This window comes from Enterobacter sp. Crenshaw, assembly GCF_024734705.1.
GTDB classification, from domain to species: domain Bacteria; phylum Pseudomonadota; class Gammaproteobacteria; order Enterobacterales; family Enterobacteriaceae; genus Enterobacter; species Enterobacter asburiae_B.
The window spans coordinates 336,739-354,179 of the sequence record NZ_CP102932.1 but is presented as its reverse complement, the minus strand read 5'-3'; the positions used below and the strand labels follow the sequence as shown (position 1 = coordinate 354,179).

Annotated in this window: 15 protein-coding genes; 8 read left to right on the top strand and 7 right to left on the bottom strand. The window is 56.8% G+C overall.

The window, feature by feature from the left end:
* Positions 1–233 precede the first annotated feature (233 nt).
* The 3 genes from fdhF (at position 234) to NWV12_RS01605 (ending at position 3,652) form a co-directional block, all read left to right on the top strand.
* On the top strand, positions 234–2,381 hold the full coding sequence (gene fdhF, locus NWV12_RS01615; protein WP_080352831.1) for a formate dehydrogenase subunit alpha: 2,148 nt from the start codon (positions 234–236) through the stop codon (positions 2,379–2,381).
* Between the two features lie 322 nt (positions 2,382–2,703).
* Positions 2,704–2,856, top strand: a complete 153-nt coding sequence (locus NWV12_RS01610; protein ID WP_032644722.1) for a Hok/Gef family protein — start codon at positions 2,704–2,706, stop codon at positions 2,854–2,856.
* Between the two features lie 121 nt (positions 2,857–2,977).
* Positions 2,978–3,652 carry a tetratricopeptide repeat protein gene (locus NWV12_RS01605; protein WP_033144421.1) on the top strand — a complete coding sequence of 225 codons (675 nt, stop codon included), beginning with the start codon at positions 2,978–2,980 and terminating at the stop codon, positions 3,650–3,652.
* A gap of 83 nt (positions 3,653–3,735) precedes the next feature.
* Here NWV12_RS01605 and gltP read toward each other — a convergent pair whose 3' ends face one another.
* Positions 3,736–5,049 (bottom strand): glutamate/aspartate:proton symporter GltP, encoded by a 1,314-nt coding sequence (gltP, locus tag NWV12_RS01600; RefSeq protein WP_023310067.1) that lies wholly within the window; start codon positions 5,047–5,049, stop codon positions 3,736–3,738.
* A 423-nt stretch (positions 5,050–5,472) separates the two neighbouring features.
* Between gltP and acs the strand changes: the two genes are divergently transcribed.
* The 3 genes from acs (at position 5,473) to actP (ending at position 9,527) form a co-directional block, all read left to right on the top strand.
* Positions 5,473–7,431, top strand: a complete 1,959-nt coding sequence (acs, locus tag NWV12_RS01595; protein WP_048976116.1) for an acetate--CoA ligase — start codon at positions 5,473–5,475, stop codon at positions 7,429–7,431.
* A gap of 135 nt (positions 7,432–7,566) precedes the next feature.
* Positions 7,567–7,881 carry a DUF485 domain-containing protein gene (locus NWV12_RS01590; RefSeq protein WP_023310065.1) on the top strand — a complete coding sequence of 105 codons (315 nt, stop codon included), beginning with the start codon at positions 7,567–7,569 and terminating at the stop codon, positions 7,879–7,881.
* Positions 7,878–9,527 (top strand): cation/acetate symporter ActP, encoded by a 1,650-nt coding sequence (actP, locus tag NWV12_RS01585; RefSeq protein WP_033144419.1) that lies wholly within the window; start codon positions 7,878–7,880, stop codon positions 9,525–9,527. Before NWV12_RS01590 ends, actP begins: the two co-directional genes overlap by 4 nt.
* Positions 9,528–9,559: 32 nt before the next feature.
* Here actP and NWV12_RS01580 read toward each other — a convergent pair whose 3' ends face one another.
* Together NWV12_RS01580 and NWV12_RS01575 are read right to left on the bottom strand one after the other, a co-directional pair.
* Positions 9,560–10,249, bottom strand: coding sequence for an LrgB family protein (locus tag NWV12_RS01580; protein ID WP_023310063.1), 690 nt, complete (start codon positions 10,247–10,249; stop codon positions 9,560–9,562).
* Positions 10,242–10,652, bottom strand: coding sequence for a CidA/LrgA family protein (locus NWV12_RS01575; protein ID WP_021242769.1), 411 nt, complete (start codon positions 10,650–10,652; stop codon positions 10,242–10,244). Before NWV12_RS01575 ends, NWV12_RS01580 begins: the two co-directional genes overlap by 8 nt.
* Positions 10,653–10,754: 102 nt before the next feature.
* Between NWV12_RS01575 and NWV12_RS01570 the strand changes: the two genes are divergently transcribed.
* A complete protein-coding gene (locus NWV12_RS01570; protein WP_023310061.1) occupies positions 10,755–11,642 on the top strand; it encodes a LysR family transcriptional regulator in 888 nt (295 codons plus the stop codon).
* A 508-nt stretch (positions 11,643–12,150) separates the two neighbouring features.
* Here the strand turns inward: NWV12_RS01570 and NWV12_RS01565 are convergent.
* From NWV12_RS01565 to soxR, 4 genes are all read right to left on the bottom strand, one after another.
* Positions 12,151–13,797 carry a Na+/H+ antiporter gene (locus tag NWV12_RS01565; RefSeq protein ID WP_033144417.1) on the bottom strand — a complete coding sequence of 549 codons (1,647 nt, stop codon included), beginning with the start codon at positions 13,795–13,797 and terminating at the stop codon, positions 12,151–12,153.
* Positions 13,798–13,947: 150 nt separating this feature from the next.
* A complete protein-coding gene (gene ghxP / locus NWV12_RS01560; RefSeq protein ID WP_023310059.1) occupies positions 13,948–15,297 on the bottom strand; it encodes a guanine/hypoxanthine transporter GhxP in 1,350 nt (449 codons plus the stop codon).
* Positions 15,298–15,591: 294 nt separating this feature from the next.
* Positions 15,592–16,263: a glutathione S-transferase family protein gene (locus tag NWV12_RS01555; protein WP_039264123.1), complete on the bottom strand. Its 672-nt coding sequence runs from the start codon at positions 16,261–16,263 to the stop codon at positions 15,592–15,594.
* 293 nt (positions 16,264–16,556) lie between these two features.
* A complete protein-coding gene (gene soxR / locus NWV12_RS01550) occupies positions 16,557–17,015 on the bottom strand; it encodes a redox-sensitive transcriptional activator SoxR (protein ID WP_014882155.1) in 459 nt (152 codons plus the stop codon).
* 98 nt (positions 17,016–17,113) lie between these two features.
* Between soxR and soxS the strand changes: the two genes are divergently transcribed.
* Complete coding sequence (soxS, locus tag NWV12_RS01545) at positions 17,114–17,440, top strand: superoxide response transcriptional regulator SoxS (RefSeq protein ID WP_013095071.1); 327 nt, start codon at positions 17,114–17,116, stop codon at positions 17,438–17,440.
* Position 17,441 lies beyond the last annotated feature (1 nt).

Genomic DNA, 17,441 nt, shown 5'->3' with positions numbered 1-17,441 from the left:
TGTTAAGTCTGAACCATTCTGCCGTCGGCTCCAGTCAAATGGTTTTTTCAGTGACGGAAATTCAACCCATGTCACATCCGCTGCCCTGTCGACACGTCAATTTTGACGATTGGCTGCTTTTTGTCAGGGTTTTCACCGCGAAGGGACCGTAAAGTCAGGGTATACCCATACAAAAAACATGGCATAGAAGCTGCATAGTGGGTGCGAATGATTCGATTAACTGGAGCAGACTGATGAAAAAAGTCGTCACGGTTTGCCCTTATTGTGCCTCAGGTTGCAAGATCCACCTGGTGGTCGATAACGGCAAAATCGTCCGGGCGGAGGCCGCACAGGGGAAAACCAACCAGGGCACGCTATGCCTGAAAGGTTACTACGGCTGGGATTTTATTAACGATACCCAAATCCTCACCCCGCGCCTGAAAACCCCTATGATCCGCCGCGAGCGCGGCGGCAAGCTGGAAGCCGTCTCCTGGAGCGAGGCGCTGGATTACGTCGCCACGCGTCTGAGCGCTATCAAGGCCAAGTATGGCCCGGATGCGATTCAGACCACCGGCTCTTCACGCGGGACCGGGAATGAAACCAACTATGTGATGCAAAAATTCGCGCGCGCCGTTATTGGAACCAATAACGTCGACTGCTGCGCTCGCGTTTGACACGGCCCATCGGTTGCAGGTCTGCACCAGTCGGTCGGTAACGGCGCAATGAGTAATGCCATCAACGAGATAGATAACACCGATCTCGTTTTCATCTTTGGTTATAACCCGGCGGATTCTCACCCTATCGTCGCGAACCACGTTATTCGCGCCAAGCAGAACGGGGCGAAAATCATCGTCTGCGATCCGCGCAAAATTGAAACCGCGCGCATTGCGGATATGCACATCGCGTTGAAAAACGGCTCGAACATCGCGCTGTTGAACGCAATGGGGCACGTCATTATTGAGGAGAACCTGTACGACCAGGCGTTTGTCGCGACCCGTACGGAAGGTTTTGAAGAGTATCGGAAAATTGTCGAAGGCTATACGCCAGAGTCGGTGGAAACAATCACCGGCGTCAGCGCGCAGGAGATCCGCCAGGCGGCACGGATGTATGCCGGGGCGAAAACCGCCGCCATCCTGTGGGGAATGGGCGTGACCCAGTTCTATCAGGGCGTGGAAACCGTGCGTTCTCTGACGAGCCTCGCGATGCTGACCGGCAATCTGGGTAAAGCGCACGTCGGCGTCAACCCGGTACGTGGTCAGAATAACGTCCAGGGCGCCTGCGATATGGGCGCGCTGCCGGACACCTACCCGGGCTACCAGTACGTGAAGTTCCCGGAAAACCGCGCTAAGTTCGCGAAGGCCTGGGGCGTGGAAAGCCTGCCGGAACACACCGGGTATCGCATCAGCGAGCTGCCGCACCGCGCGGCGCACGGCGAAGTACGTGCGGCCTACATCATGGGTGAAGATCCGCTCCAGACCGACGCCGAGCTGTCTGCGGTGCGCAAAGGGTTTGAGGATCTGGAGCTGGTGATTGTCCAGGATATCTTCATGACCAAAACCGCGGCGGCGGCGGATGTGATTTTACCGTCGACCTCCTGGGGCGAGCATGAAGGCGTCTACACGGCGGCGGACCGCGGCTTCCAGCGCTTCTTTAAGGCGGTCGAGCCGAAGTGGGATCTGAAAACGGACTGGCAGATCATCAGCGAAATAGCCACCCGCATGGGCTACCCGATGCACTACAACAACACTCAGGAGATCTGGGACGAGCTGCGCAATCTGTGTCCGGACTTCTACGGGGCAACCTACGAAAAAATGGGTGAGCTGGGGTACATCCAGTGGCCGTGTCGCGATGAGTCAGAAGCCGATCAGGGGACGTCATACCTCTTTAAAGAGAAGTTCGACACCCCGAACGGGCTGGCGCAGTTCTTCACCTGCGACTGGGTCGCGCCGATCGATAAACTCACCGACGAGTATCCGATGGTGCTCTCCACCGTGCGTGAAGTGGGCCACTACTCCTGCCGTTCGATGACGGGTAACTGCGCCGCGCTGGCGGCGCTGGCGGACGAACCGGGCTACGCGCAAATCAACACCGCCGACGCTGAGCGCCTCGGCATTGAGGATGAAGCGCTGGTGTGGGTGAACTCGCGCAAAGGCCGGATCATTACCCGTGCGCAGGTCAGCGATCGTCCGAACAAAGGGGCGGTCTATATGACCTACCAGTGGTGGATTGGCGCCTGTAACGAGCTGGTGACGGAGAACTTAAGCCCGATAACCAAAACGCCGGAGTATAAATACTGCGCCGTACGCGTGGAGCCGATTGCGGATCAGCACGCTGCGGAACAGTATGTCATCGACGAATATAACAAGCTGAAAGCCCGACTGCGCGAAAGCGCAATGGGCTGAAGCCGTTAATTCATCAGTGAATAAAGGGGGTGAGATATTCACTCCCTTTTTATTTCCGATTAATTCATCAAATATATCAATTATTATTCTGGAAAGCGGCTCGCAGAAATAATGTAATTTTCGCGAAATAGAATTACATCTTTGCATTTTAATTCAGAGGGATAAGATGTGCGGCGGGTGCTTAAGACTTTCTGTCTTGAGCATTGTTGAGGGACAGAAAGTAGAAAGCCCCGGGAAATTTTCATTTACCCGAGGCTACTCCCTCAACTCCGAACAAGTTGAGAGTAGCCTCTTATTCTTTTTTTGACAAGGAGTAAAAGGCATGACGCCATTAAAAACTGCGTTAGGCATTGTATTTATTATCTGCCTGACGATAGTGATCTTTACCTTTATTACTCGAGGTAAGTTATGCGAGTTTTCAATAAAGGGTGAACATCAGGAGGTGGCGGCAAAATTAGCCTGTAACGCAGGCTAACCTCTACGGGCGGAACCACGGTTCCGCCCGGCTTGCAGGATGCTGAGGTCTTAATGCACCCATTTTTTTCTTCTGTCGCCGCGATTATACTGCGCGGCGTGTACCCCGATGATAAGACCCCATGAAACATATTTTTCTGTTGTTGTTACTTTTTACATCGCTTGTCCGTGCCGACGAGATTGGCAGCCAGTACAAAGAACAGGCTGAAGCGGGCGATGCCCGTGCCCAGTATTATTTGGCCGATACATACTTTAGCTCCGGTGACAGCAAGCAGGCCGCGCTGTGGGCCGAGAAAGCCGCTAAAGGTGGCGATGTCGACGCCATGGGGCTGCTCTCGCAAATCCTCTTTACCCAGGGAAATTATGCGCAAGCTAAGGCACTGGCGCAGCAGGCAACCATCGCGGGCAGCAAACGCGGCGCGATCATGCTGGCGCGCGTGCTGGTCAACACTCAGGCAGGTAAAACTGACTATCCTCAGGCCATCAAACTGCTGCAAACGGCGGCCGAAGATATCGATAACGACTCTGCGGTAGATGCGCAAATGCTGCTCGGGCTGATTTATGCCAACGGCGTTGAAGTGGTTCAGGACGACGTGCAGGCCGCCTCGTGGTTCAAGCGGAGCTCGGCACTTTCACGCACGGGCTACTCCGAATACTGGGCAGGGATGTTGTTCAGGCAGGGTGAGAAAGGCTTTATCACGCCCAATAAACAGAAAGCGCTGTACTGGTTGAACCTGAGCTGCACTGAAGGCTTTGATACCGGATGCGAAGAGTTTGATGCGCTGAGCGGAGAGTAAAGCATTGCCCGGTGGCGCTGCGCTTACCGGGCCTACGGCTTGTGTAGGCCGGGTAAGGCGAAGCCGCCACCCGGCTTTTAACATTACTGGTCAGCCGTCTTATCAAAACGACCCAGCACCTCGCGTTCATACGCCAGCGCTTTTTTACGATCGAATTTGTGTTCCCACTTGGCGATAACCAGCACCGCCAGGGCATTCCCCACCACGTTCAGCGCGGTACGCGCCATGTCGAGGATACGGTCGACACCGGCGATAAACGCCAGACCTTCCAGCGGAATACCGACGCTGCCAAGCGTCGCCAGCAGCACCACGAAGGAGACGCCCGGAACGCCTGCAATACCTTTTGACGTCACCATCAGCGTCAGCACCAGCACGATCTCCTGCCACAGCGACAGGTCAATGCCGTACAGCTGCGCAATAAAGATAGCGGCGATGCTCTGGTACAGCGTCGAACCGTCCAGGTTAAAGGAGTAGCCGGTCGGTACCACGAAGCTGGTAATAGAGGCAGGCGCGCCGTAGGCTTCCATCTTCTCAATGATGCGCGGCAGCACGCTCTCAGAACTTGCCGTGGAGTACGCCAGAATCAGCTCATCTTTCAGGATGCGAATCAGGATCCAGATGCTCAGCCCGCACAGGCGCGCCACGATCCCCAGCACCACCAGCGCGAAGAACAAAATGGCGAAGTGCACCAGGAGCACCAGCTTCGCCAGCGGCCACAGGGAGGCAAAACCGAAGTTCGCCACGGTGACGGCGATAAGCGCAAACACCCCTACCGGCGCGTAACGCATCACCATGTGCGTCACTTTGAACATGGTTTCGGAGATAGAGCGGAACACGGTCACCAGCGGCTCACGGTGCGTCGCCGGCAGGGAAGAGAGCCCCAGACCAAACAGCACCGAGAAGAAGATGATAGGCAGCATCTCGCCCTTCGCCATCGACGCCACGATATTGGTCGGCACCAGCGACAGGATAGTGCCCATCAGGCCATGCGCATGGCTCTGCACGTCAGCGGTCGTACTTTGGTATTTCGAAATATCCACCGTTGCCAGCTGCGACATATCGATCCCGGACCCCGGCTGGAACACGTTCGCCAGCGTGATACCGAGGATAATCGCAACCGTAGTGATCACTTCGAAATAGATAATGGTTTTCGCACCAATACGGCCTAACTGCTTCGCATCGCCGACGCCCGCAATACCGACCACCAGCGTCGAGATCACAATCGGCACCACAATCATCTTGATCAGATGAATAAAGATATCCCCTGCCGGTGAAAGCAAGTTCGCAATCAGCCATTCGCGGCTGTCGCTATGATAGTGGAGGTAACTGCCCAGCAAGATGCCCAGCACAAGGGCGATTAAGATCTGCCAGGCAAGGCTGACTTTAACGTTTTTCATAGAAACTGACTTCCTCAATGAAGCGCCTTATTCACTCAAACTGCATGAACAGGGAGACATACTGAAAGGGTATGAATTGTGTTGCGTTGGTTTATGGGATTTTTTAACGCGGCGTATGAGTATCATTTGCGCGACCTGTTGCGCAAGCCTTAAAGAACGACGCGTTTCACTCACAAAAGCGACGATGACGGGAGTTTGTTCTAATTCTGATAAATAACCTTTTGTTATAAAAACGCTTTTTTAAACATAAATGTGAATAATCGACAGCATCAATTATTTTCCTTCAAAGTTTCATTCGCTCAATTTTCATACTCTTCAAACAATGCGTGATCTGTAGCCCAAATAATAAACAAAGCTTGTAAAGCCCCTACAATTAACGTTTTTGCGACATATTATTAACATCTTACAAGGAGAAAAAAAGCCATGAGCCAAATACATAAACACGACATTCCCGCAAATATTGCGGACCGTTGCCTGATCACCCCGGAGCAGTACCACGAGAAATATCAGCAATCTATCACCGCCCCGGACACCTTCTGGGGTGAGCAGGGCCATATCCTTGACTGGATCAAACCTTATCAGAAGGTGAAGAACACCTCCTTTGCGCCCGGCAATGTCTCCATTAAATGGTATGAAGATGGCACCCTGAACCTGGCGGCGAACTGCCTCGATCGTCACCTCGCCGAGCGCGGGAACGAGACGGCCATCATCTGGGAAGGCGATGATGCCTCGCAAAGCAAACACATTACCTACAAAGAGCTGCACCGCGACGTGTGCCGCTTCGCCAACGTCCTGCTGGAAAAGGGCATTAAAAAAGGCGATGTAGTCGCTATTTATATGCCGATGGTGCCGGAAGCTGCGGTGGCCATGCTGGCCTGCGCGCGTATCGGCGCGATCCACTCGGTCATTTTCGGCGGGTTCTCGCCGGAGGCGGTAGCGGGCCGTATTGTCGATTCCAGTTCAAAACTGGTGATCACCGCCGATGAAGGCGTGCGCGCCGGACGCGGTATCCCACTGAAGAAAAACGTCGACGAAGCGCTGAAAAACCCGAACGTCAAAACGGTCAGTAACGTCATCGTCCTTAAGCGTACCGGCGGCAAAATCGACTGGACCGAGGGGCGCGACCTGTGGTGGAGCGACCTGATTGAGAACGCGAGCGACCAGCATCAGCCGGAAGAGATGAACGCCGAAGATCCGCTGTTCATTCTTTACACCTCCGGCTCCACCGGTAAGCCGAAAGGCGTCCTGCACACCACCGGCGGCTATCTGGTCTATGCGGCCACCACCTTCAAATACGTCTTCGACTACCATCCGGGCGACATCTACTGGTGTACCGCCGACGTGGGCTGGGTTACCGGACACAGCTATCTGCTGTACGGCCCGCTGGCCTGTGGCGCAACAACGCTGATGTTTGAGGGCGTACCAAACTGGCCGACCCCGGCGCGTATGTGTCAGGTGGTCGACAAACACCAGGTCAACATTCTCTACACCGCGCCAACGGCGATCCGCGCACTGATGGCGGAAGGCGATAAAGCCATCGAAGGCACTGACCGATCTTCATTGCGCATCCTCGGTTCCGTGGGTGAGCCAATCAACCCGGAAGCCTGGGAGTGGTACTGGAAGAAAATCGGCAACGAAAAATGCCCGGTGATGGACACCTGGTGGCAGACCGAAACCGGCGGCTTCATGATCACTCCGATGCCGGGCGCCACGCAGCTGAAGGCCGGTTCCGCAACCCGTCCGTTCTTCGGCGTGCAGCCTGCGCTGGTGGATAACGAAGGCAACCCGCTGGAAGGCGCCACCGAAGGCAACCTGGTGATCACAGATTCCTGGCCGGGTCAGGCGCGTACCCTGTTCGGCGATCACGATCGCTTCGAGCAGACCTACTTCTCGACCTTTAAAAACATGTACTTCAGCGGCGACGGCGCGCGTCGTGACGAAGATGGCTATTACTGGATAACCGGGCGCGTGGACGACGTGCTGAACGTCTCCGGCCACCGTCTGGGCACCGCTGAGATTGAATCGGCGCTGGTGTCGCATCCGAAGATTGCCGAAGCGGCAGTTGTGGGCATTCCGCATAACATCAAAGGCCAGGCGATTTACGCCTATGTCACTCTGAACCACGGTGAAGAACCGTCGCCTGAGCTCTACGCTGAGGTGCGCAACTGGGTGCGTAAAGAGATTGGCCCGCTGGCGACGCCGGACGTGCTGCACTGGACCGACTCGCTGCCGAAAACCCGTTCCGGCAAAATTATGCGTCGTATCTTGCGCAAAATCGCGGCTGGAGACACCAGCAACCTCGGTGATACCTCAACGCTCGCGGATCCTGGCGTGGTGGAAAAACTGCTCGAAGAGAAGCAGGCCATCGCGATGCCTTCCTAGTGTTTTCTCCCTCTCCCTGTGGGAGAGGGCTGGGGTGAGGGCATCAGACCGCACCTTCCTCCCCTCACCCTAACCCTCTCCCCAAAAGGGAGAGGGGACTAAAAACAAACCTACCTTACCTTTGGAGACTCTGTGATGAATAACGATATTTGTCAGCAGATAGAGAATAGTGCGCACTACAGGGAGCTCGTCGATAAGCGGCAACGGTTTGCCTTCATCCTTTCCATCATCATGCTGGTTATCTACGTCGGCTTTATTCTGCTGATCGCCTTTGCCCCGCACTGGCTGGGCACCCCGCTGCACGAGGGGACCAGCGTGACGCGCGGTATTCCGATTGGCATTGGCGTGATTGTGATTTCATTCCTGCTGACCGGCGTCTACGTCTGGCGCGCGAACGGTGAATTCGATCGACTTAATAAAGCGGTACTGCAAGAGGTAAAAGCATCATGAAGAGAGTTCTGACGGCGCTCGCCGCCACGCTTCCCTTTGCCGCCCACGCGGCGGATGCCATTACCGGCGAGGTCCAGCGCCAGCCAACCAACTGGCAGGCCATTGTGATGTTCCTGATTTTCGTCCTGCTGACGCTGTACATCACCTACTGGGCGTCGAAACGCGTGCGCTCCCGTAACGATTACTACACCGCTGGCGGCAACATTACCGGCTTCCAGAACGGGCTGGCGATCGCGGGTGACTTTATGTCCGCCGCCTCGTTCCTCGGGATCTCCGCGCTGGTGTATACATCCGGCTATGACGGCCTGATTTATTCCCTCGGCTTCCTCGTCGGCTGGCCGATCATCCTGTTCCTGATTGCCGAACGCCTGCGTAACCTGGGCCGCTATACCTTCGCTGACGTGGCCTCCTATCGCCTGAAGCAGGGGCCGATTCGCACCCTCTCCGCCTGCGGTTCGCTGGTGGTGGTGGCGCTGTACCTGATTGCGCAGATGGTCGGCGCGGGTAAATTGATCGAACTGCTGTTCGGCCTGAACTACCACGTCGCGGTGGTGCTGGTTGGCGTGCTGATGGTGATGTACGTGCTGTTCGGCGGCATGCTGGCAACCACCTGGGTGCAGATCATCAAAGCCGTCCTGCTGCTGTTCGGCGCCAGCTTTATGGCCTTTATGGTGATGAAGCACGTCGGATTCAGCTTCAATAACCTGTTCACCGAAGCGATGGCGGTCCACCCGAAAGGGGAAGCGATCATGAGCCCGGGCGGGCTGGTGAAAGACCCGATATCCGCGCTCTCGCTTGGTCTCGGCCTGATGTTCGGTACCGCGGGCCTGCCGCATATCCTGATGCGCTTCTTCACCGTGAGCGATGCGCGTGAAGCGCGCAAGAGCGTCTTCTACGCCACCGGTTTCATGGGGTACTTCTATATTCTCACCTTTATCATCGGCTTTGGCGCGATCATGCTGGTGGGGGCGAACCCGGCGTTTAAAGACGCGGCGGGCGCGCTGATTGGCGGTAACAACATGGCGGCGGTGCACCTGGCGGACGCGGTGGGCGGTAACCTGTTCCTCGGCTTTATCTCCGCCGTGGCCTTCGCCACCATTCTTGCGGTAGTTGCTGGGCTGACGCTCGCCGGCGCGTCTGCGGTGTCGCATGACCTCTACGCCAACGTTATCCGCAAAGGCGCGAGCGAGCGCGACGAGCTGAAGGTCTCGAAAATCACCGTGCTGGTGCTGGGCGTCGTGGCGATTCTGTTAGGCATTCTGTTTGAGAAGCAGAACATCGCGTTTATGGTGGGGCTGGCCTTCTCGATTGCGGCAAGCTGTAACTTCCCGATCATCCTGCTCTCCATGTACTGGTCGAAACTGACCACGCGCGGCGCGATGATTGGCGGCTGGCTGGGGCTGCTGACGGCGGTGATCCTGATGATTCTGGGCCCGACCATCTGGGTGCAGATCCTCGGTCACGCGAGCGCTATCTTCCCGTATGAATACCCGGCGCTGTTCTCGATCGCCGTGGCGTTTATCGGCATCTGGTTCTTCTCGGCCACCGACAATTCGCCGGAAGGTAACCTGGAGCGAGAGAAATTCCGCGCCCAGTTTATCCGCTCACAAACCGGCCTGGGCGTTGAGCAGGGCCGCGCGCACTAAGCCTTTCTCCCCGGTCATTCTGGCCGGGGAGCTTAAAACATCACCCACGCCACCAGCGGCGCAATCAGCACCATCACTACGCCTGAGAGCATCATTACCAGGCTTGCGACAACGCCCTCCTGCTGCCCCAGCTCATACGAACGTGCCGTGCCCGCCCCGTGCGACGCCGCGCCAAACCCCGCGCCTTTCGCCATCCCTTCCCGGATCGACAAGCGCAGGAACAACATATCGCCGACCGCCATACCGAACACACCCGTCACGACAACAAACAGCGCCACCAGGTCCGGCTGCCCGCCGAGCGGTTTAGCGGCCGCCAGCGCAAACGGCGTGGTCACCGAACGCACCGCCAGGCTGCGCTGAATTTCATCGGGCAGCGTAAACAGCCGCGCCAGCCAGACGGAGCTGCACACCGCGACCACCGTGGCGGTGATCACGCCCGCGCTGAGCGACATCCAGTGGCGTTTGATAATCGCCAGGTTGTCGTAAACGGGGACGGCAAAAGCGATGGTCGCCGGGCCGAGCAGCCACAGCAGCCAGTGGGATTCGCCAATGTAGTTTTGCCAGGAGATGTGGCCGAAGACCAGCATCAGCACCAGCAGGATCGGCGTGAAGACCAGCGGCATCAGCGGCAGGGCGTGAAAGCGGCGATACAGCCGCTTGTTGGCAAAGTAGATCGCCAGCGTCGCAATCAGGCACAGGACGCTGATCTGAAAATTAGTCATGTTTGTGCCTGCTGATTTCAAAGCGATACACTTTATCCACCACCCAGGCGGTTGCGCCCAGCACCATCAGCGTACTCAGCGCGATAACCGCAAAGATTCGCCAGCCGTCCACCATCAGCAGCTGCGCATAGTTCACCACCGCCACCACCGCCGGAACAAAGAACAGCAGCATCTCCGCCAGCAGCCAGCGCGCCCCGGCGCGCACCCAGTTAAGGGGGATCACGCGGCACAGAATAAGCGTCAGCATCAGCAGCATCCCGACAAGATTGGCGGGCAGCGGCAGATGCAGCCAGCCGACAAGATATTCCGCGAAAACAAACAGTCCCGCGTAGAGCAGTACCTGCACCGGGACCTGGAGTCGTTGCACAACGGCAGGCGTAACACGGCTTAACGCCACGGCCATGGGGGTTTTCCTCAAAAATGAGACGAGGCGCCAGTATAGAGAGCGCACGGTATGGACTGAAATGAATTAAAATCATCAAAGGTATAGTTTCGAGGAATAATCATGGACATAAGAACGCTGCGCTATTTTGTCGAAGTGGTTCGTCAGCAAAGTTTTACCCGCGCAGCGGAGAAGTTGTTTGTTACCCAGCCCACCATCAGCAAGATGCTGAAAAACCTCGAAGATGAACTGAACTGTACCCTGCTGATCCGCGACGGGCGCAAGCTGTTGCTGACCGACACCGGACGCGTGGTATTCGAACGCGGGCTGGCGATTCTGGCGGAGTTTCGCCAGCTGGAAGCAGAGCTGGGCGATATCAATCATCTGAAGAAAGGAGTGCTTCGCCTCGGCATTCCGCCCATGGTGGGGATGATGATGGCCGGGCCGATTAGCCTGTTTCGCCAGCGTTATCCCGGCGTTGAGCTGAAGATTTCGGAGTTTGGTGGGTTAACCGTCCAGCAGGCCGTCACCAACGGCGAGCTCGACGTGGCAATGACCGCCCTCCCCGTTGAGGAAGAGAGCGGTCTGGCGACGCTTCCGCTCTTTAGCCACCCGCTGTGCGTGCTGGTTCCCCGCTCCGGCGACTGGCTGAAGTTAGACTCGGTGAGACCTGAACTGCTCGGCGAGCACCCTCTGCTGATCTATAACGAAGACTTCGCCCTCAGCCGCCAGCTGATGACGCTGTTTAACCAGCATAACGTCAAGCCGCGCATAGCGGTGCGCAGCGGACAGTGGGATTTCCTGGCGGCGATGGTACAGGCCGGCGTGGGGATTGCCATTCTGCCGCAGCCAATTTGCGAGCGGCTGGATAAAAACACGCTGCGCTGGATCCCGCTGGAGAGCGACCTGCACTGGCAGCTGGGGATGATCTGGCGTGAAGGGGTGTATTTATCGCAGAGCGCGCAGGCGTGGCTGCAGTGTTGTGAGGGGTTTTGGGTGCCCTCACCCTAACCCTCTCCCACAGGGCTGAGGAATCCCCAGTAATTTTTTACCTGAAGCGATGAACGCTTCTTTGCAAAATTAATGACTTACAGCGACACCCTGGTCCGGCTGTAAATCGCCGAAGCGTTTCCGTAAGGCCGGGGCGAGGCGCAGGGATGCGCCGAGAGGGCGTGGCCTGCAGGGATGCAGGCTCATGCCCGACCCGATAGCCTGAAGGAATAAGCTGAGGGCACCGCGAAGCGGCGATTTACCGCCGGGAGCCCGGGTCGCCAGGGTGGTGGCGATTGAGCCACCCTGGCACGTTCACCGGTCATGTCGTTACAGAGTAGCAAGGAACATAAAGTGAACGGAATGACCTCCACAGCCGTATGTTCCCCCTCACCCCAGCCCTCTCCCTCAAGGGAGAGGGGGTCGTCCGTGCAGGCATTATTTTGTGGGAAACCCTCAGCCCACAAGGAGAGGGAACCGATCGAGCACGCAGGCCCGGTAAGCGCAGCGCCACCGGGCAAAAACAGCGCTACTGATTCTCTATCAACAGCGCTTCCAGCAGGTCCAGATCGTGCAGCAGCTTTTGCAGCGTTTCGTTGCTGATCTGCCGCGTGGCGCGCAGATGGTACAGCTCGGCGCGCTCTGAGCGCAGCGCCGCCAGGCGGAACCGGCGCTCCAGGTTTTCCTCCTGCAGCGAGCTTTCCACATCGTTACGCCCGTCCGCGCGGCGGCGCAGGTTACCAATCACGCGGGAACTGACTTCCGTCAGCAGCTGATTGTCGATGTTCTCTTCCGCATCCGCGGCCAGACGCTCTTCCATCTTCTGAATCGCGACAATTGCCACTTCGGCGGTGGCCGCCCGGGCAATACGCTCCTCTTTATGCTGCTGGGTCGAATCACCGGCATCAATATGCTGGAGTAAAATCGGCAGCATAATCACGCCGACAAACAGGGAGAACAGAATTACGCCCGCCGCAAGGAAGACCAGCTCGTAGCGCGCCGGGAAGACGTCGCCCGTGGGCAGCAGCAGCGGAATGGAGAGCACACCGGCAAGGGTGATCGCCCCGCGTACGCCCGCAAAAGAGGCGATCAGCAGCTCACGCGTTGTCCACGAGCCGAACTCCATCGGCTTTTTCTTCAGGAAACGTACGCTGAAGTTTTTCATCGTCCACAGCCAGCCGAAACGCACCAGCATCAGCGCCATGTAGATCAGCACGATGTCGGTAAACAGCATCCAGACCTCAACGTTCGGATCGGCTTCGGCCGCCACCAGCGAGGATTCCATAATGCCCGGCAGCTGCAGGCCCAACAGCAGGAACACCATGCCGTTAAAGACAAATTCCAGCATGGCCCAGGTGCTGTTGGCACGCAGACGCATGGCCAGCGGCGCGCGGCGCATTACGCCGGAACGGGTGATGGTCATCCCTGCCGCAACCGCAGCCAGAATGCCCGACACGCCGATATGTTCGGCAATCAGATAAGAGGCAAACGGCAGCAGAAACAGCAGTACGATCTGCGTTGCGGGTTCATCGCCGCCCCAGCGGCTGAGGAAGCGCAATGAGCGGCCGTACAGCCAGCTCACCACGAAGCCCGCCAGAATACCGCCAATCGCCACCTTGAAGAATTCCAGGGTTGCGCCGCCGATGGTAAAGACCATCGTGCCCATCGCAACGGCCACGGCAAACTTCAGGGCAACCAGGCCAGAGGCGTCGTTCATCAGCGCCTCACCCTGTAAAATCCCCATGATTTTCTTCGGAATACGGCCTTCACCCACAATGCCGGACAACGCCACGGCATCGGTTGGCGACAGCACGGCGGCCAGCGCAAAAGCCGGTATTAATGGAATACCCGGTACCGCCCAGTAGATCAGAAAACCAATCCCGACGACGGTGACCACCACCAGCGCCAGCGCCAGGCCGAAGATCTCGCGCCCGTGCTCAAGGAATTCGCGGGTGGGCGTTTTCCAGCCATCGGCAAACAGCAGCGGCGGAATAAACAGCACGAGGAACAGTTCGGGGTCAAATTCCACGTGCAGGCCAAACGTCGGCCACGCCAGCAGCGCGCCGATGGCAATTTGCATTAATGGCAGGGGGACCTGAAAGGGCAGTACGCGTGTAACCACCCCGGATAGCGAGACCACAAGGGTCATGATGAGTATTGTGAAGAAGATTTCCATGCGTTCCCTGTTTGCTGTGTTGCTTATGTACTCCGGAAGGCGTCGTGCCTTTTATTCTATCTTCTCCAGAGTAACGCAAAAGGCAACAGGATGAGTCCTGAAAATAAAAACGGGCGGCCTGAGCCACCCGTTTTCGCATCAATGGACAACTTAGATTGCCCAGCCGCCCGCGTAGAACGCTACCAGCGCAACGGCGATAATCACGGTGCCGACGTTCAGCTTGCGCCATTCACCGGAGACCAGACGACCAATCACCAGCGACGCGAAGCCGATCATAATGCCGGTCACGATGTTACAGGTCAGGACGATAAAGACCGCGGTAATCAGGCCAGACATCGCGTCCACGAAGTCCGCAAAGTCGATTTTCGCCACGTTGCTCAGCATCAGCAGGCCAACGTACATCAGCGCTGGCGCGGTCGCATACGCCGGAACCAGATAGGAGAGCGGAGAGAGGAACAGGATCAGCATGAACAGCACGCCGACGGTGATCGCCGTCAGGCCGGTTTTACCGCCTGCCGCCGTACCCGCTGCGGATTCGATGTACACCGCCGCAGGCGCCGCGCCCACCAGGCCGGAGAAGACGCTGCTCAGGGAGTCAGTGGTCAGCGCTTTGCCGCCATCAATAATCTGACCGTCTTTATCCAGCAGGTTCGCCTGACCGGCCACCGCACGAATGGTACCGGTCGCGTCAAACACGGCGGTCATGACCAGCGCCAGCACGCTTGGCAGGATCACCGGGTTCAGCGCGCCAACGATATCCAGGCTGCCAATCAGAGAGTTGCCTTTGTCATCGCTCAGCGACGGCATGGCGAAGATACCGGAGAAGTGTACGGTTGGATCGAAAATCAGGCCGACAATAGAAACGCCGATAATAGTCAGCAGAATGCCGCCAGGCACCTTCAGTTTTTCCAGACCGATAATCACCGCCAGACCGATCAGCGACATGATCACCGGGAAGCTGGCGAAGTGGCCCAGCGCTACAGGCAGACCGTCCAGCGGGTTCTTAATGACCAGACCGACACCGTTGGCGGCGATCAGCAACAGGAACAGGCCGATACCGATGCCGGTACCGTGCGCCACGCCCTGCGGCAGGTTGCGCAAAATCCAGCTACGGATGCCGGTCGCTGAAATCACGGTAAACAGCACACCCATCAGGAACACGGCACCCAGCGCAACCGGTACGCTGATGTGCTGACCCAGCACCAGGCTGAACGCGGTAAACGCGGTCAGAGAGATGGCGCAACCAATCGCCAGCGGCAGGTTCGCCCACAGACCCATCACGATGGAGCCCACGCCGGCCACAAGACAGGTCGCCACAAAGACAGCCGCTGGCGGGAAGCCTGCTTTGCCCAGCATGCCCGGCACAACGATGACGGAATAAACCATCGCCAGAAACGTTGTCAAACCGGCAACAATTTCCTGGCGCACGGTGCTGCCGCGGGCCGAAATTTTAAACATGGCGTCAAGTGAACCGCCAGTACGCGCAGATGGCGTAGACATAGAAAACATCCCCTGAGAGTTTTTTAGGAAGTCCGTAAGCGAGGTGGAGACGCCACTGCCAGCTGAACGTCAAATCCTTGTGTTGCGTTTGTGACGAAAGGGCGTCACAAAAAAAGCAAACGTTTAGCTCCGCGCTTACAAACGGGTGGTCAAATTAAGGCAAACGATTATCTAGCGTAATCCCCGCCCTTTTCAACTGAACTTTCTCGTTTTTCGCTAAAATTCCCTTATGACGCTGAAGAAATAAACAGAGGATGCGCAAACGTTATCGTCTATGCGCAATTTGTTTACATTTCAGTCCTCGCCCGGGATAGATAACGGTCCCCCCTGTTCCAGGGTTCTTTGCCAGCCTGGGGTGTTCTCAACTTTTGTCTTCCACGCCTGAATATGCGGCAGATTAGCGATACCGCCGCGCGCCAGCAGCGCAAAGATCGGGAAGCTCATCTGGATATCGGCCATGCTGAGCGAATCCCCGGCAAACCAGCTGTTTTCGGCAAGATGTGACTCAATAAAGCGCGCATGGGTTTCCAGTTGACGGTTGAGATACGCTTTCTGCACCCCCTGCCCCAGCGCTTTGCCCAGGGTTCTGATACCAAACGGCACCGGCGGCTTGCCGAGGCTGTTGAAGACCAGCTTCATTAACAGCAGCGGCATCAGCGATCCTTCGGCGTAATGCAGCCAGAAGCGGTATTGCACCTTATGCGACGGGTCTAAAGGCTTAAGGCGTGACTCGGGATCGTACGTTTCCTGCAGGTACTCCAGGATGGCGCCCGATTCCGCAAGGATCAGTCCGTTATCTTCGATAACCGGCGATTTGCCCAACGGATGCACCTTTTTAAGAGCCTCCGGCGCCAGCATGTTCTTTTCGCGCTGGTAGTGAACAATCTCATAAGGCAGGTCAAGTTCTTCCAGCGCCCAAATCACGCGGTGCGAGCGCGACTGGTTAAGGTGGTGTACCGTGAGCATGGCTTTCTCCTGTTATTCATACTTTTTAACTATAGAAAATTGAACAACACCGCGAAAAAAATTCGTCTAAAAAACGGTCGGTGAGGCTGGCGAAAAAACGGGTCTTGCATAGAATTAAAGTGTCAGCACAATCCGGAACCTCCCCAACCAGCTCGACACTGAGGGGTGCTGATGTCGGGGGAAACCCTCCCGTGAACCAGCGGGATAGAGTGAAAGACAAAGACCGGGAAAAACTAAAGCGCCCTTATGTGGCGCTTTAGTTCTTTATTATGCTTTTTGCCGGCCGCACAATCTCATTCCTCTTCCAGCAACCGCGCCCCCGTCCCCTGCTCGCCCAGCCTGTCGCCGGGGTTACGCAACGGACAATCGCTACGCGACAGGCAGCCGCAGCCGATGCAGCCATCCAGCTCGTCACGCAGCGCGACCAGCGTATGAATACGCCTGTCCAGCTCTTCACGCCACTGGGACGACAGCTCTTTCCACTCTTTCGGGCTAAGCGTATGCCCTTCCGGCAGCACGCCAAACGCCTCGCCGATCGTGGCCAGGGGAATTCCGATTCGTTGCGCAATTTTGATAATCGCCACGTAGCGGAGCACGTCGCGAGTATAGCGACGCTGGTTGCCCCCGTTGCGGATGCTTTTAATTAACCCTTTGCTTTCATAGAAGTGGAGCGCGGATACCGCAACGCCGCTTCGCTTCGCCACTTCACCGGGAGTTAACAGCGCTTTAATTCGCGGCAATCTCTTTTCCATAAAACCTCTTTACCTCAAGTTAACTTGAGGAATTATACTCGCCCGCAGAGAAAACGACGAATTAACCGAGATAGTTGTATCTACAGAGGGGCAACCTTATGTCGCATCAGCAGATTATTCAGACGCTTATTGAATGGATTGATGAACATATCGACCAACCGTTGAACATTGATGTGGTCGCTAAAAAGTCGGGCTATTCGAAATGGTATTTACAGAGAATGTTCCGCACGGTCATGCATCAGACGCTGGGTGAGTACATTCGCCAGCGCAGACTGCTGCTGGCGGCGCAGGCGCTACGCTCAACGCAGCGGCCCATTTTTGATATCGCGATGGACCTTGGCTATGTGTCGCAACAAACCTTTTCCCGCGTGTTTCGCCGCGAGTTTGACCGCACGCCGAGCGACTATCGCCACCAGTTGAATTAAT